This window comes from Caulobacter segnis (assembly GCF_023935105.1).
GTDB classification, from domain to species: Bacteria; Pseudomonadota; Alphaproteobacteria; order Caulobacterales; family Caulobacteraceae; genus Caulobacter; species Caulobacter segnis_B.
In genome coordinates this window covers 118158-132859 of sequence record NZ_CP096040.1, presented here as the reverse complement: position 1 = coordinate 132859, position 14702 = coordinate 118158, and the positions used below count along the sequence as shown (strand labels likewise).

14 protein-coding genes and 1 pseudogene are annotated in these 14702 nt (G+C 70.1%); 7 read left to right on the top strand and 8 right to left on the bottom strand.

The annotated features are described in order from the left end of the window. Positions 1-349 precede the first annotated feature (349 nt). Positions 350-1500: pseudogene (locus MZV50_RS00710) on the bottom strand (citrate/2-methylcitrate synthase). Positions 1501-1573: 73 nt separating this feature from the next. Between MZV50_RS00710 and MZV50_RS00705 the strand changes: the two are divergent. The 5 genes from MZV50_RS00705 to queG all read left to right on the top strand — a co-directional run bounded on the left by MZV50_RS00705 (position 1574) and on the right by queG (position 7006). Further along, the gene (locus tag MZV50_RS00705) at positions 1574-2659 is read left to right on the top strand and encodes a citrate synthase/methylcitrate synthase (RefSeq protein WP_252632468.1); all 1086 of its coding nucleotides are present in this window, start codon (positions 1574-1576) and stop codon (positions 2657-2659) included. A 31-nt stretch (positions 2660-2690) separates the two neighbouring features. After that, entirely contained in the window at positions 2691-3620 is a 930-nt protein-coding gene (locus MZV50_RS00700; RefSeq protein WP_252632466.1) for a cation diffusion facilitator family transporter, read from the top strand. A 32-nt stretch (positions 3621-3652) separates the two neighbouring features. Continuing rightward, entirely contained in the window at positions 3653-5104 is a 1452-nt protein-coding gene (gene rfaE1, locus MZV50_RS00695) for a D-glycero-beta-D-manno-heptose-7-phosphate kinase (protein WP_252632464.1), read from the top strand. A gap of 116 nt (positions 5105-5220) precedes the next feature. After that, a complete protein-coding gene (gene fzlA / locus MZV50_RS00690) occupies positions 5221-5907 on the top strand; it encodes an FtsZ-binding protein FzlA (RefSeq protein WP_252632462.1) in 687 nt (228 codons plus the stop codon). After that, entirely contained in the window at positions 5888-7006 is a 1119-nt protein-coding gene (gene queG / locus MZV50_RS00685) for a tRNA epoxyqueuosine(34) reductase QueG (RefSeq protein WP_252632461.1), read from the top strand. The genes fzlA and queG overlap by 20 nt, the downstream gene beginning before the upstream one ends. A gap of 117 nt (positions 7007-7123) precedes the next feature. Here the strand turns inward: queG and galU are convergent, their stop codons facing one another. Further along, a complete protein-coding gene (galU, locus tag MZV50_RS00680; protein ID WP_252632459.1) occupies positions 7124-7999 on the bottom strand; it encodes a UTP--glucose-1-phosphate uridylyltransferase GalU in 876 nt (291 codons plus the stop codon). A 163-nt stretch (positions 8000-8162) separates the two neighbouring features. Between galU and MZV50_RS00675 the strand changes: the two genes are divergently transcribed. Then, positions 8163-8660 carry an FKBP-type peptidyl-prolyl cis-trans isomerase gene (locus MZV50_RS00675; RefSeq protein WP_252632457.1) on the top strand — a complete coding sequence of 166 codons (498 nt, stop codon included), beginning with the start codon at positions 8163-8165 and terminating at the stop codon, positions 8658-8660. Positions 8661-8663: 3 nt separating this feature from the next. Here the strand turns inward: MZV50_RS00675 and MZV50_RS00670 are convergent, their stop codons facing one another. The 5 genes from MZV50_RS00670 to rfbC form a co-directional block, all read right to left on the bottom strand. Next, positions 8664-9101, bottom strand: coding sequence for an HD domain-containing protein (locus MZV50_RS00670; protein WP_252632456.1), 438 nt, complete (start codon positions 9099-9101; stop codon positions 8664-8666). Next, positions 9088-9330 carry a hypothetical protein gene (locus tag MZV50_RS00665; RefSeq protein ID WP_252632454.1) on the bottom strand — a complete coding sequence of 81 codons (243 nt, stop codon included), beginning with the start codon at positions 9328-9330 and terminating at the stop codon, positions 9088-9090. Before MZV50_RS00665 ends, MZV50_RS00670 begins: the two co-directional genes overlap by 14 nt. A 68-nt stretch (positions 9331-9398) precedes the next feature. Continuing rightward, positions 9399-10601: a threonine ammonia-lyase gene (locus tag MZV50_RS00660; RefSeq protein WP_252632453.1), complete on the bottom strand. Its 1203-nt coding sequence runs from the start codon at positions 10599-10601 to the stop codon at positions 9399-9401. 76 nt (positions 10602-10677) lie between these two features. Next, a complete protein-coding gene (locus MZV50_RS00655) occupies positions 10678-11592 on the bottom strand; it encodes an alpha/beta fold hydrolase (RefSeq protein ID WP_252632451.1) in 915 nt (304 codons plus the stop codon). A gap of 137 nt (positions 11593-11729) precedes the next feature. After that, on the bottom strand, positions 11730-12287 hold the full coding sequence (gene rfbC, locus MZV50_RS00650; RefSeq protein ID WP_252632450.1) for a dTDP-4-dehydrorhamnose 3,5-epimerase: 558 nt from the start codon (positions 12285-12287) through the stop codon (positions 11730-11732). Between the two features lie 37 nt (positions 12288-12324). Between rfbC and MZV50_RS00645 the strand changes: the two genes are divergently transcribed. Further along, entirely contained in the window at positions 12325-13350 is a 1026-nt protein-coding gene (locus tag MZV50_RS00645) for a glycosyltransferase family 2 protein (RefSeq protein WP_252632448.1), read from the top strand. Here MZV50_RS00645 and argE read toward each other — a convergent pair. Beyond that, complete coding sequence (gene argE, locus MZV50_RS00640) at positions 13347-14525, bottom strand: acetylornithine deacetylase (protein ID WP_252632446.1); 1179 nt, start codon at positions 14523-14525, stop codon at positions 13347-13349. The two genes, MZV50_RS00645 and argE, sit on opposite strands and share 4 nt — an antisense overlap. Between the last annotated feature and the right edge of the window lie 177 nt (positions 14526-14702).

Below are 14702 nucleotides of genomic sequence, written 5' to 3'. Positions count from 1 at the left end.
AGCCGCCGTTTTCTTTTGTCCCAAAGCCCGCCACAACTTCCTGAGGTCGAGTTCGGGGAGGCTTGCGTGCATCAGCGTTGAATGGCGGTCGCCGCGGTTTCGGTCTTGGCGCTGGCGAGCGCGGCGTGGGCCGACGACAAGCCCGCCTATGGCCCGCCGGCCAAGTGGATCCAGGTGGCCGACGTCCCGACGGCGCCCAACGACGCCCAAGCTCCAGCCGTCCAGGCGGTGCTGGACGACACCCAGGCCCTGCTCGGCAAGGACGCCCTATTCCACTACAGCCGCCGCATCGCGCGGATCACCAAGCCCGAGGGGCTGGCGTCGGGGTCGCGCTCGATCACGAAGCAGGTCAGATGGGAGGAGCTTCCCCCACATACCGCGCCCGTGGCCGGATCAGCCGTCCCGTCTGCAATTGCTCGATCGCATGCGCCGCCCAGCCCGCGCTCCTCGCCGTCGCGAACAGGATGAAGGGCGCGTCCGGCGGCAGTTTCAGGGTCCGCGCCAGGGTGACCAGCGCGAAGTCGATATTGGGGGCGAGGCCCGTGGCGGCTTCCGTCGCCGTCCGCAGTTCGGCCAGCAGGGGCGGGGCCTCGAAGGCCGCCAGCAGCGCCCCCGCACGGGGGTCGCCATCGGGATAGAGCGGATGGTCGAAGCCCGGCATCGACGCGCCCCGCGCCAGGCGAGCCGAGACGGCATGGTTCGGATCGCGACGCTCGGCCTCTTCGACAAAGGCCTCGACCCGCGCGGCCATGCCGCCGTGCAACGGTCCCGACAGCGCCGACAGTCCCGCCAGGCAGGCCGCCGACAGCGACGCGCCGGTCGAGGCGGCGACGCGGGCGGCGAAGGTCGAGGCGTTCAGCTCGTGGTCGGCCAGCAGCACCAGGGTCCGGCGAACGAGGTCCGCCCCGGCCGCGTCCAGGCCCCAGGCGGCGGCGAAGCGGGCGTGGGCCGGGCCTTCGCCGGTTTGGCCGGTGGCGGCGTCGACCACGGCCTCCAGCAGGTCGGCGGCCTCCATGGCCAGGGCCAGGGGGCGCGGCCCCTGGCTGGCGGCTCGCGACCGGCGCGGGCCGCCAGGGTCAGGAACAGCCGGCCTCGCGCGCTGTCGGCCGAAGGCGGATCGGGCCGGCGGGACGACTTCAGCGCCCCGCCGTGGCCGCCGCGCAGAAGCCGGCCGACGTTCTCCAGGGTCAGGCCCTGCTCGGCGAGGTCGACGACGTCGCGGCCGCGATACCAGAGACGGCCGCCCGCCACGGTGGTGATGGCCGAGGGCAGCACGGGCTCGCCCCAGGCGATGGCCTCGGCGGCCACGTCGGCGGCCCGGCGACCGCGCGCCTTCCTCTGGGCCAGGGCCGCAACGTCGGAGGCCCTGTAGAGGCTGCGGCGCGGGTCGTGCGGATGGGCGGCGGCCTCGATCCGGCCCCGGCTGACATAGGCGTAGAGCGTCTGCGGCCGGATCCCCAGCCGCTCCAGAACCTGATCCGCGTCGAGCCAATCCGCCATATAGATTGATTATATTGATCAAGATTGACGATCAAGCGCGACGGGCGCTCCTTCGCCTCGAAAGGAGACCGCAATGTCCGATGGTCTTGAGGGCGTCATCGCCGCCCGCACCGTTCTGTCCGATGTCGACGGGGCCAAGGGCCGCCTGGTGATCCGGGGTTACGCCGTCGAGGATCTGTCAGGCCGCACCCGCTACGAGGAGGCCGCCCACCTGTTGTTCGACGGCTTCTTCGAGGATGCGCCTAGTGACCTGGCGCCCGCCCTGGGCGCGGCCCGGGTCCGCGCGTTCGCCGAGGTCGCCGCCCTGGACGAGGGCCTGGCCCGCCGCGACCCGGTCGAGGCCATGCGCGCCCTGCTGGCGCGGCTGCCCGACGGCGACGACCTGCCGACCGCCCTGCTGCTGATCGCCGCCCCGGCCGTCTTCACTCCCGCCGTGCTGCGCGTCGCCAAGGGCCAGAGCCCCGTCGCGCCGGACCCGGCTCTGTCGCACGCCGCTGACATCCTGCGCATGACGCGGGGCGCGCCGGCCACCGATGCCGAGGCCGCGGCCCTGGACGCCTATCTGGTCACGGTCTGCGACCACGGCCTGAACGCCTCGACCTTCGCCGCGCGCGTGGTGGCCTCGACCCGCGCGGGCCTGACCTCGGCGGTGTTGGCCGGGCTCTCGGCCCTGAAGGGGCCGCTGCACGGCGGCGCGCCGGGGCCGGTGATCGAGATGCTGGACGCGATCGGAACGCCCGACAACGCCCGTCCCTGGCTGGAGAAGGCCCTCGCGCGTGGCGACCGGCTGATGGGCTTCGGCCACCGCATCTACCGCGTCCGCGACCCCCGCGCCGACGCCCTGAAGGCCGCCGTGCGCAAGCTGGCCTCGGCTTCGCCCAGCCTGCCCGGCCGGGTCGCCTTCGCCGAGGCCGTCGAACAGGCGGCGCTGGAAATCCTGCGCGAACACAAGCCCGACCGGCCGCTGGACACCAATGTCGAGTTCTACACGGCCTTGCTGCTCGAAGCTCTGGGCCTGCCGCCGGCCAGTTTCACCTGCGTCTTCGCCATGGGCCGCGTCGCTGGCTGGCTGGCCCACGCCCGCGAGCAGCTGGCCGGCGGGCGGCTGATCCGGCCGCAGTCGGTCTATGTGGGCCCTCAAGTACGCGCGGCGGCTTAGCCTTCGGCGCGGGGTGCGGTAGAGAGGGACTATGTCCCTCTCCGCCGCCTCGCCCGAAACCCGCGCCGCCACCCAGCGGGTGGCGCTGCTGTCCGTCGCGACGGCGACGGTCCTGATCGTGGTCAAGGCGATCGCCTGGCGGGCCAGCGGCTCGGTGGCGATCCTGGCCTCGCTGTCGGATTCGGCGCTGGACCTGGTCGCCTCGCTGATCACGCTCTATGCCGTCCGCTACGCGGCGACCCCGCCGGACGCCGAGCATCGCTTCGGCCACGGCAAGGCCGAGGCTTTTTCGAGCCTGCTGCAGGGCGGCCTGGTGTTCGCCTCGGGCGCCCTGATCGGCCGCGAGGCCATCGCCGCCTTCCTGAACCCGCGCCCGGTCGAGCACGGCCTGGCCGGGGTGGTCGTGATGGTCATCTCGATCGGCCTGACCCTAGCCTTGATCACCGCCCAGAGCCGGGTGCTGAGGGCCAGCGGCTCGATCGCCATCGCCGGCGACCGAGCTCACTACGCCGCCGACCTGGGGTCGAACGCGGTGGCCCTGGTCGGGGTCGCGGCGGCCTCGTGGCTGGGCCTCTCCTGGGTCGACGCGGCGGCGGGCCTGATCGTGGCGCTGTGGCTGATCTGGGGCGCGATCGGCGTGTTCCGCGAGGCTTCGGACCAGCTCCTGGACCGCGAGCTGCCCGAGGCGGAACGCGAGCGGATCGTGGCCCTGGCCACCGCCGACCCGCGCCTGCTGGGCGTGCACCAACTGCGCACCCGGGCCTCGGGTCCCTATATCCACATGCAGATGCACGCCGACCTACCCGCCGAGATCTCCCTGGCCGAGGCCCACAGCGTTATCGTCGCCGCCGAGAACCGCCTGCTGGAAGCCTTCCCCTCGGCCGACATCATCATTCACCCCGACCCGCGGGGCCTGGCCGAGAAGCACGGCGGCGTCTTCGCCGAGGGCGTCGAGGGTTGAGTTTTCGGGGCGGCTAGGTACGAAAACTCCGCATGAACGACACGCTCGCCCACCTGCCCCGCGCCTTCGCCGACAAGACCGTTCTGGTCCTCGGCGACGTGATGCTGGACCGCTTCATCTACGGCGCGGTCGATCGCATCTCGCCCGAGGCGCCGGTGCCGGTCATCGCGGTCGAGAAGGAAACCGCCATGCTGGGCGGGGCGGGCAATGTCGCTCGCAACGTCGCCGCCCTGGGCGCCAAGGCGGTGTTGATAGGCCTCGTGGGCCAGGACGAGGCCGGAGCGGCCCTGCGGGGGATGATCGACGTCGAGCACGGCCTGGACGCCGAGCTCGTCACCGACGCCGTCCGCCGCACCACCGAGAAGGTCCGCTACATCTCGGGCGCGCACCAGATGCTGCGCGTCGACCGCGAGGATCGCGGACCCGGCGACGGCGCGGCCCTGCTGGCGGCCTTCAAGGCGCGCCTGCCCGCCGCCGATGTCGTGGTGCTGTCTGACTACGCCAAGGGCGTGCTGACCCCCGAGGTCGTGCGCGGCGCGATCGACGCGGCCCGCGCGGCTGGCAAGCCGGTGATCGTCGACCCCAAGAGCCGCGACTTCGCCCGCTATGACGGCGCGACCCTGATCAAGCCCAACCGCAAGGAGGCCGCCGAGGCCACAGGCGTCGTCGACAATTCTGACGAGGCCTCCGAAGAGGCTGGCGCGGCGATCCTGGCCATGGCCCCGGGGCTGGAGGCCGCCCTGATCACCCGCGGCGGCGCCGGCATGACGCTGTCGGTGCGCGGCCAGCCGCACGTCCACCTGCCGGCCACGGCGGTCGAGGTGTTCGACGTCTCGGGGGCCGGCGACACCGTGGCCGCGACCCTGGCCCTGGCCGTGGCGGCCGGCGCCAGCCTGGCCGACGCCGCCCACCTGGCCAACCTGGCCGGCGGCCTGGTGGTCGCCAAGCTGGGCACCGACGTCGTCACCGCCGCCGAGCTGACCGCCCGCGCTGGCTCGGCGCAGGGCGAGCCCGGCGAGATCAAGATCGCCGACCGCGACCACGCCGTGGAGATCGTCGAGGGCTGGCGGGCGCGGGGCCTGAAGGTCGGCTTCACCAACGGCTGCTTCGACCTGCTGCATCCCGGCCACGTCTCGCTGCTCAGCCAGGCCAAGGCCGCCTGCGACCGGCTGATCGTCGGCCTCAACACCGACGCGTCGGTGTCCAAGCTGAAGGGCCCGACCCGTCCCGTGCAGAAGGAGCAGGGCCGCGCCACGGTGCTGGCCTCGCTGTCGTCGGTGGATCTGGTGGTGCTGTTCGACGAGGACACGCCGCTGACGCTGATCAAGGCCTTCCGCCCGGACGTGCTGGTCAAGGGCGCCGACTACACGGTCGAGACGGTGGTCGGCTCGGACGTCGTGCTGGGCTATGGCGGCAAGGTGGTGCTGGCCGAGCTTAAGCAGGGCCAGAGCACGACCAACCTCATTGCGCGCATGAACAGCTGAGCCTGAGTAAAAGCGCCGCGCAAAAGCCTGGATTTCCAGGCTAAACGCCGTTCGGCAATCTCTTGTTAAGCAAAGCGGCGCATCGCTCTTTCGATGCAGCCTGAGCGCACCTGGGCATGAGCGTCGAACGCACCCTTCACCATTTTCCCCTCGACCCCGCCTCGCGACAGGTGCGTCTGGCGCTGGGCGAGAAGCGGCTGCCATTCGTCGAGATCCAGGTCCGCTACTGGGAGATGCCGCCCGAGTTCACCGCTCTGAACCCCTCGGGCCTGCCGCCGGTGCTGGTCGAGACCCGCAACCAGCGCAACCTGGTGGTCTGCGAGACGCGGGCCATCCTCGAGCACATCGAGGAGACCGAGAGCGAGCCGGCCCTGCTGGGCCGCGACGCCGGCGAACGCGCCGAGGCCCGCCGCCTGCTGCAGTGGTTCGACCGCAAGTTCGACAACGAGGTCAACGGCTTCCTCCTGCACGAGAAGATGGAGAAGCGCCTGCTGCGGATGGGCGCCCCGGACCTGGCCGCCCTGCGCCAGGGCCGCGAGGCCCTGCGGGCGCACCTGGGCTATGTCGACGGCCTCTTGCAGACCCGCGACTGGCTGGCCGGCCGCCGCATGAGCCTGGCCGACTTCGCCGCCGCCGCGCACCTTTCCGTCATCGACTATTTCGGCGACGTGCCGTGGAAAGACTTCCCGACGGCCAAGACCTGGTACATGAAGCTGAAGTCGAGGCCGGCCTTCCGCCCGATCCTGGCCGACCGCTGGCCCGGCCTCGCGCCGGCCGCGCACTATGACGACCTCGATTTCTGAGCTTTCCCCTGAGGCGATCAAGGACGAGATCCGCGCCGAGGCCCTGAGCCTGGGGTTCTCGACCTGCGGCTTCGCCGACGCGGCCGCCGCCTGGCCGAATGGCGAATGGCTGCGCGAATTCGTCGTGGCCGAGCGTCATGGCGACATGGGCTGGATGGAAGAGACGCTGGAGCGGCGCGCGCACCCCACGGCCATGTGGACGGAGGCCAGGTCGGCGGTGGTGCTGGGCGTCAACTATGGGCCCGACATCGACCCGCTGGAACAGCTGTCGCGCGCCGACCACGCCGCCATCTCGGTCTACGCCCAAGGCGGCGACTATCACGACGTGATCAAGAAGCGCCTGAAGGTGCTGGCCGGCTGGATGCATCGCCGGTTCGGCCAGGACGTGAAGGTCTTCGTCGACACCGCGCCCTTGATGGAAAAGCCCCTGGCCCAGCGCGCCGGCCTGGGCTGGCAGGGCAAGCACACCAACCTCGTGTCGCGCCAGTTCGGCTCGTGGCTGTTCCTGGGCAGCGTGCTAACCACCCTGGACCTGCCGCCGGACGCGCCGGAAGTCGACCACTGCGGCCGGTGCAGCGCCTGTCTGGACATCTGCCCGACCAACGCCTTCCCGGCCCCGCGCCAGCTGGATGCGCGGCGGTGCATCTCGTACCTGACCATCGAGGTGGCGGGGCCGATCCCGACCGAGTTCCGGCCGGCGCTGGGCAACCGGATCTACGGCTGCGACGACTGCCTGGCGGTCTGTCCGTGGAACAAGTTCGCCAGCCTGTCGAACGAGGCCAAGCTGCAGGCCCGCGAGGCCCTGAAACAACCGTCCTTGGCCGAGCTGGCTGTGCTGGACGACGCGGCGTTCCGCGCTCTGTTCTCGAAGAACCCGATCAAGCGGATCGGGCGGGATCGCTTCGTGCGCAACGTGCTCTACGCGATCGGCAACAGCGGCGACGCGAGCCTGATGACGGTGGTCGAGCCGCTGCTGGCGGACCCCGCGCCGGTGGTGCGCGGCGCGGCGGTGTGGGCCGCGCGGCGGTTGGTCGGGGAGGCGGCGCTGGCGCTGAAGGGCGCGGAGGGTGATGAGAATGTTTTGGCGGAGTGGGCCTGACCTGCCCCCTCCGGGCCTGACGGCCCTCCTCCCCCAGAGGGGGGGAAGAAGGCCGCTTTTTCCTTCCGCCCGCCTTTGGGGGGCGGACGACCTGCGAAGCAGGTCAGGTGGGGGGAGTTACGCCTTCAGCGCCGCTTCCACCGCCGTCCGCGCCGCGGCGCCCAGGTCAGGGCGCTTCAGGGCCAGGGCGACATTGGCCTTCAGCAGGCCGATCTTGTCGCCGCAGTCGTGGGTGGCGCCTTCGTAGACATAGGCGTGGAATTTCTGCTGGGCCATCAGCTTGGCCATCGAGTCCGTCAGCTGGATCTCGTTGCCCGCGCCCTTCTCCTGGCTGGCCAGCAGCTCGAAGATCTCGGGCTGCAGGATGTAGCGGCCGGCGATCGACCAGTTCGAGGGGGCCGTGCCCTTGGCCGGCTTCTCGACCATGCCGGTCATGGTGGCCAGGCGGCCGTTCACTTCGCCCGGGGCGACGATGCCGTACTTGTGGGTCTCGCTCTCGGGCACTTCCTCGACGCCGATGACGTTGCCGCCGCCGACCTTGTCGTAGACTTCGATCAGCTGGCCCAGGGCCGAGGGATCGGCGTCGACGATGACGTCGGGCAGCATGACCGCGAACGGCTCGTCGCCGATGATGTCGCGGGCGCACCAGACGGCGTGGCCCAGGCCCAGCGGGGCCATCTGGCGCACGAAGCTCATCTCGCCCGGCTTGGGCAGCTCGTCGCGCAGCTGCTTCAGGATATCGGTCTTGCCCTTGGCCTCCAGCTGGGCTTCCAGCTCGACCTGGTGATCGAAATAGTCCTCGATCGCGCCCTTGCTGCGGCCGGTGACGAAGACGAAGTGCTCGATGCCCGCCTTGCGGCCTTCCTCGACGATGTAGGACAGGATCGGTCGGTCGACGACGTTCAGCAGTTCCTTCGGCGTGGTCTTGGTGCCCGGCAGCACACGGGTGCCGAGACCGGCGACGGGAAGGACGGCTTTACGAACGGGTTTCATGGGCGTCTCGCCTGAGTATTGGGTGGTCGTTTCTAGAAAACGTTTCCAAACAAAGCCACCACTGTTCCGTGAAAATTGTTCGGCCGCGCCGGCGTGTTCGTCCTGAGATGGAATCCCGAGCGGTCCGTGCTAGCTGAGCGGTCTGATTGTTCGAGGTTCTTCCATGCATCGCCGCGCCCTGCTCTTCACCCTTGCCGCCGCCGGCCTCACCCTGGCCGCCTGTGGTCCCAGCAAGAAGGCGCGGGAGAACCTGACCGCCGCCGACGCCTTCATGGCCAAGAACGCCAAGGAGCCGGGCGTCGTCACCCTGCCTCAGGGCCTGCAATACAAAGTCGTGCGCGAAGGCCCGCAAGGCGGCCTGCACCCCACCCAGGCCGACGAGGTCAAGGTCCACTACGAAGGCAAGCTGCTGGACGGCACGGTGTTCGACTCGAGCTACGAGCGCGGCGTGCCGGCGGTGTTCCCGCTGGACGGCTTGGTGCCGGCCTGGATCATCGCCCTGCAGCGGATGAAGGCCGGCGACGAATGGATCCTGTATGTGCCGCCGGCCCTGGGCTACGGCGACCAGGACAAGGGCCCCATCCCGGCCAACAGCGTGATGATCTTCCGCATCGAACTGCTGGATGTGAACCGGATCGGGCCGGGCAAGCCCAAACAGTAGGGCTCAAGACGCCCGATCGAGTTGGGCCAGGGCGCGCTGGTACTTGGCGGCGCGCTCGCGGTCACGATCGGTGACGGTCGCAAGGCGCGACAGGTCCAGATTGTCTCCGATGTCGGCGCGTTTCACGTCGCGCGCGACCGGGTTGGCGGCGCACCGGGCGATGAAGGCGTCATAGTCTTCGTCGTCGCCCCGGGTCAGGGCCATGACCGCATCGGCCACGGCGTCGCCGAAGCGGGCGCGGAGCGTGTCCGGCGTGACGCCGCAGTCCTCGACCACGTCGTGCAGCACGGCGGCGATCCGCCGGACATCGTCGGTCTGGGCCAGCATCACCCGCAGCGGGTGCAGGATGTAGGGCGCGCCGGCCTTGTCGACCTGGCCGCGATGCGCGTCGGTGGCCAGGATGATCGCCTCGTCCAGCAGGTTCGGATCAGTAGTGGTCATACTCTTCCCGCGTGGCCAATCGCCCGCCCATCTTGGCGTCCATGAACAATCGGTTGGAGTGGTCGGTCTCGCTCTCGCGGCGCGTTCCCTTGAAACGGCGCAGCACCCGTCCCGACGCCTGCACCCAATGGAAGGCGACGTCTTCCCAGCTGTAGATGATGTAGACGTCACGCCCTTCGCGAAACGCGTCGGACGGCACGCCGCGCTCATCGTCCTCGGATGCTGTCATACATCCATGCTCTCCCGAGCGACGCGCCTTCGCAAGGGGCGTCGGAAGGGCGGGCGGTCACCGAAGGATCAGACCACCCGCGGGGGGTAGCCGCTTTCGCGCAGGGCCTGCATGACATCCTGGGTGTGCTGGGCGTCGCGGGTCTCGATGGTGATGTCGAACTCCGCGCCCTTGGCCGGGACGTCCAGGGCCAGGCGGTTGTGGTTCACCTCGATGATGTTGGCGCCCATGGTCCCGATCACCGAGGCCACGGTCGACAGCAGGCCCGGGCGGTCGTCGCCGATGATCCGCAGGGAGGCCAGGCGCTGGGCGCGGACCAGCTCGCGGGTCAGCACCGAGGCCAACAGGCGGGTGTCGATGTTGCCGCCGCACAGGATCAGGCCGCACTTCTTGCCCCGGAAGCGTTCCGGATAGGCCAGCAGCGCCGCCAGCGAGGCCGCGCCGGCGCCTTCGGCGATGGTCTTCTCGACGTTGCAGTATAGCGAGACGGCCTGTTCCAGGTGCGGCTCTTCCAGCAGCAGCACGTCGTCGATCAGCGGGCGCACGACGCCATAGGTCAGGTCGCCGACCTGCTTGACCGCCACGCCTTCGGCGATGGTCTGGCCGCCGCAGTGGGCCGCGACGCCGCGCATGCGGGCGGTGAACGACGGATACATGGCCGGCTCGCAGCCGACGATGCGGATGTCGGGCTTCAGGGCCTTGGCCGCCGTGGCCACGCCGCTGATCAGGCCGCCGCCGCCGATCGGCACGGGCAGGATCTCCAGGTCCGGCGCGTCCTCCAGCATCTCCAGGGCGATCGTGCCCTGGCCGGCCATGATGTCGTAGTCGTCGAACGGGTGGACGAAGGTCAGGCCCTGCTCGTCGCGCAGCTTGCGGGCGTGGGCGTTGGCGTCGTCATAGGTCTCGCCCTCGATGACCACCGTCGCGCCGAAGTCGCGGGTGTGCTGCACCTTCACGAAGGGCGTGGTCTTGGGCATGACGATGGTGACCGGCACGCCCAGGCGGGCGCCGTGATAGGCCAGGCCCTGGGCGTGGTTGCCGGCGCTGGCGGCGATGACGCCCTTGGACTTCTCGGCTTCCGACAGCAGCATCAGCTTGTTCAGCGCGCCGCGTTCCTTGTAGGCGGCGGTGAACTGCAGGTTCTCGAACTTCACCCAGACCTCGGCGCCGGTGATCTTCGACAGGGTCTTGGAGTGGCGGCAGGGCGTGCGCTCGATCTGACCCTTCAGGCGGCCGGCGGCGGCTTGGATGGCGGCGAGGTCGAGGGTCATCGGTCAGCACTCTGCGCGGCGAGAAACGAGCCGTGGCCGGGCGTCTAGCACGGCCGGACCATCCGGGCACACCCCTTTAAGGCGCGGCTTGGAGGAGCTTTTCTATCGCCGCCCAGGCTTCCGGCTCGGTCAGCATGGGCGCGTGGCCGACGCCGGGAACCTCGGCATAGGCCATATGGGGCGCGGCGGCGCGCATCCGTTCGGCGATGGCCGGGTCGATCAGGTCCGAGATTCCGCCGCGCACCAGCAGTAGCGGGCGATCCTTGGCCAAGGCCCGGAACAGCGGATACATGTCCGGCGGCGGCGGCGCCTGCCCCGTCTCCGCCTGGACCTTGGCGGCCGCTTCCGCCGCCGCCCGGATCGGGACGGCGATGTCGGGGTCGTAAGCCGCGACGAAGCCGCCATCCTGGCTGTCGAAGGTCCGTCGGGCGGCGCGCTCCCAGTCGTCCGGATCATAGGCGGGGAAGGCGGCCTGGTTGATGTCGCGCACATAGGCGACCGCGTCGTCCCAGGCTTCGAAACGCCCGACCCGACCGGTGTAACCGGCGATCCGGGCCAGGCCGACCGGCGAGACCTCGGGCCCGACGTCGTTCAGCACCGCCGCCGCGATCGCCTCGGGCTTGAACGAGGCCAGAACGAGGGTGATCAGACCGCCCATGCTGGTGCCGACGAACACCGCCTGGTCGATGCCGGCCGCCGCCAGTAGCGAGACGACGTCGGCGGCGTAGGTCCCCGGGTGGTAGTTCATCGGGTTGGGGTCGCGGGCCGACAGGCCCCGGCCGCGCACGTCGACCGCCAGCACCCGGCGGCCCGTGGCGGCGATGCGCGGCGCCAGATCCTCGAAGTCGCGGGCGTTGCGGGTCAGGCCGTGAATGCAGATCACCGGCAGCTTCTGAGCCTCGCCGCCAGAAACGCCCTTTGGGGCGTAGTCGCGGGCGTGCAGCGGCAGGCCTTCGTGCGAGGTCCAGAAGAAGTCGGTGAACTGGCTCATCTCGTGTTCCTTCTCCTCACTCGCCCCCTCCGCGCTTCGCGCTCCTCCCCCAAAGGGGGAAGATGGATCGCGGATAACCGTCTGCCCATTCCGGGGGCGGACGACCGCGAAGCGGTCAGGTGGGGGCCTGCGGCGCTTCAGTACTCGAACGGCGTCTCGATCTCGTCCAGCAGCGGGGCTGAGTTGTCGCGGTCGTTGGCGGTGATCTCGGCGAGCGAGATCGGCCAATCGATGCCGATGGCCGGATCGCTCCAGCGCACCGCGCCCTCGGCGGCGGGCGCGTAGTAGTCGGTGACCTTGTAGAGCACCTCGCAGGCGTCGGTCAGGGTGACGTAGCCGTGGGCGAAGCCCTTGGGGACCAAGAGCTGCTGGCGGTTCTCGGCCGACAGTTCGGCCCCGACCCACTGGCCATAGGTCGGCGAGCCCTTCCGGATATCGACGGCCACGTCGAAGATCGCCCCGACCACGCAGCGCAGCAGCTTGTCCTGAGCGTGCGGCGGCTTCTGGTAGTGCAGGCCGCGCTGGATGCCGCGCGTCGTCGAGCGCACGTGGTTGTCCTGGACGAAGGTCGACTTAAATCCCGCTTCCTCCAGCGCCGACTGGCGGAAGGTCTCGGAAAACCAACCCCGCTCATCGCCATGGCGCGCGGGCGTGATAAGCAGCACTTCGGGGATCGCCAGCGGCGTGATCTTCATGACGCGTACTTTGATTTGAGAAACGAACCGGCCACCGATGCCGCCTGAAACGACCGAACACAAGAGCGGCCCGCTGGTCAGCGTGATCATCGTCTCCTACCAGAGCGGTCCGACCCTGGATCCGTGCCTGGCGCGGCTGGCGGCCCAGACCTTCCGCGACTTCGAGACGATCCTGATCGACAACGCCTCGACCGACGGGGCGCCGCAGGCGGCGGCCAAGGCCCATCCGTGGGTCGACTTCGTCGAGGCCGGCGCGAACCTGGGCTTCGCGGCCGGCAACAACCTGGCCGCCCGGCGGGCCAAGGGGCGCTGGCTGGTCCTGCTCAATCCCGACGCCTATGCCGAGCCGGCGTGGCTGGAAGAGTTGATGGCCGGGGTCGAGCGTCATCCGACCGTTAAGAGCTTCGCCTCGCTGCAGCTGTCGGCCGATCGGCCGGGCCTGCTGGACGGGGCCGGCGACAACGTCACCAGCGCGGGCATACCGTTCCGCGGCGGGTATGGCCGCAAGATCCCGGCGGTCCTGCCCGAGGGCGAGGTGTTCTCGGCCTGCGGCGCGGCCATGCTGATCGATCGCCAGCTGTTCCTGGACGTCGGCGGCTTCGACGAGCGCTACTTCTGCTACTGCGAGGATGTCGACCTCGGGTATCGCCTGCGCCTCTACGGCCAGCCGACCCTGCTCTTGCCCGAGGCCAAGGTCGCCCACGTCGGCTCGGCCAGTACGGGCGTGCGCTCGGACTTCTCGATCTTCCACGGCTCGCGCAACCGCGTCTGGACCTTCGTCAAGAACACGCCGGGCTGGCTGTTTCCGGTGACCTTGCCGCTGCACGTGGCCGTGACGGGGGGCCTGCTGCTGCTGCACTGGCGGCGCGGCGACGTCGCGCCGGCCATCCGGGGCATCAAGGCGGCGCTGAAGCGCGAGGACTTGAACGCGGTGCTGGCCGACCGCCGCGCGATCCAGGCCAAGCGCAAGGTCTCGCCCGGCGCGATCCTGCGGGTGATGTCGATCGATCCGGCGGCGTTCGTTGGCCGGCGGTTCGTGATCCGGAAGGCCCGGGGGCTCTAGGAGGCCGTCAGGTCCTCGATCAGCCGCCGCATGAAGGCCGCGCCGCGCTGCATCTGGCTGATCTCGACATATTCGTCGGGCTGGTGGGCCTGGTCGATCGAGCCGGGGCCGCAGATCACGGTCGAGAAGCCCGCGCCCTGGAACTGCCCGGCTTCGGCGGCGTAGGGCACCACGCGGGCCGGGCCGTTGTCGCCGGCCAACCTGCGGGCGAAGGCCTCGGCGACGCCGTCTTCCTCGGGCGCGAAGGCCGGGGTCAGCGAGCGGCGCTCGACCTTGACGCCGCCTTCCGGGGCCTTGGCCTTGATCTCGGCGTCCATGGCCTCGGCGGCCGCGAAGAAGTCGCTCAGCAGCGCCATCGGGTCCTGGCCGGCCGGGGTGCGCAGGTCGAACAGGAACTTGCACTCGCGAGCCAGGATATTGCCGGCCGTGCCGCCATGGACCATGCCGACGGTCAGGGTCGCGCCCTTGGGCGTGAACGGCGAGTTGGGATCGGCCTCGCGCTCCAGCCTTTCCGACAGCGCGACCAGCATCGCCATCAACTTGATCGCGACCGTGTTGGCCGAGACGCCCAGGTGGGTGAGGCTGGAATGGGCTTCGCGACCGGTGACGGTGACGGTGAAGGTGGCGATGCCCTTGTGGCCGCGTACGGCGACCATGTCGGTGGGCTCGCCGACCACCACCAGGGCGGGGCGGGGCAGATCGGTGGCGATCACCTCGATCATGTCCGGCGCGCCCAGGCAGCCGACCTCCTCGTCATAGGAGAAGGCGAGGTGCACGGGCTTCGAGAGCGTGGCCTGGGCCAGGTCCGGCGCGGCGGCCAGGGCCAGGGCCAGGAAACCCTTCATGTCGCAGGTCCCGCGCCCGTAGAGCCGCCCGTCGCGCTCGGTCAGCACCCAGGGATCGCTGGACCACGGCTGGCCGTCGACCGGCACGACGTCGGTATGGCCCGACAGCACCACCCCGCCCTCGACCGCCGGGCCAATGGTGGCCATCAGGTTGGACTTGGTCCCGTCGGCGTTGGGCACCCGGCGCGACGGGATGTCGAGATGGGCCAGATAGCCCTCGACCCATTCGATCAGCTCCAGGTTCGAGCGGCGCGAGGTGGTGTCGAACGCCACCAGCTTGGCCAGCAGATCGATCGCGCGATCGGACAAGACTTCGGATGAGGAAACCATGGTCGGAGCCTAGACCCGTTCTCACCGCGCCGCCTACCCGGGGCGGGTCGCTTCGTGATCAGTGGTCGCTGGCGGGGCATGGACATGCCGAGAAGCCGCCCCGCCTGACCCGAGGCGAGCGAATTCATCCCTCTGTCGTCGGGGCGCGGGCTTTTCTTCGGCGGTGCAGTTCTCTAG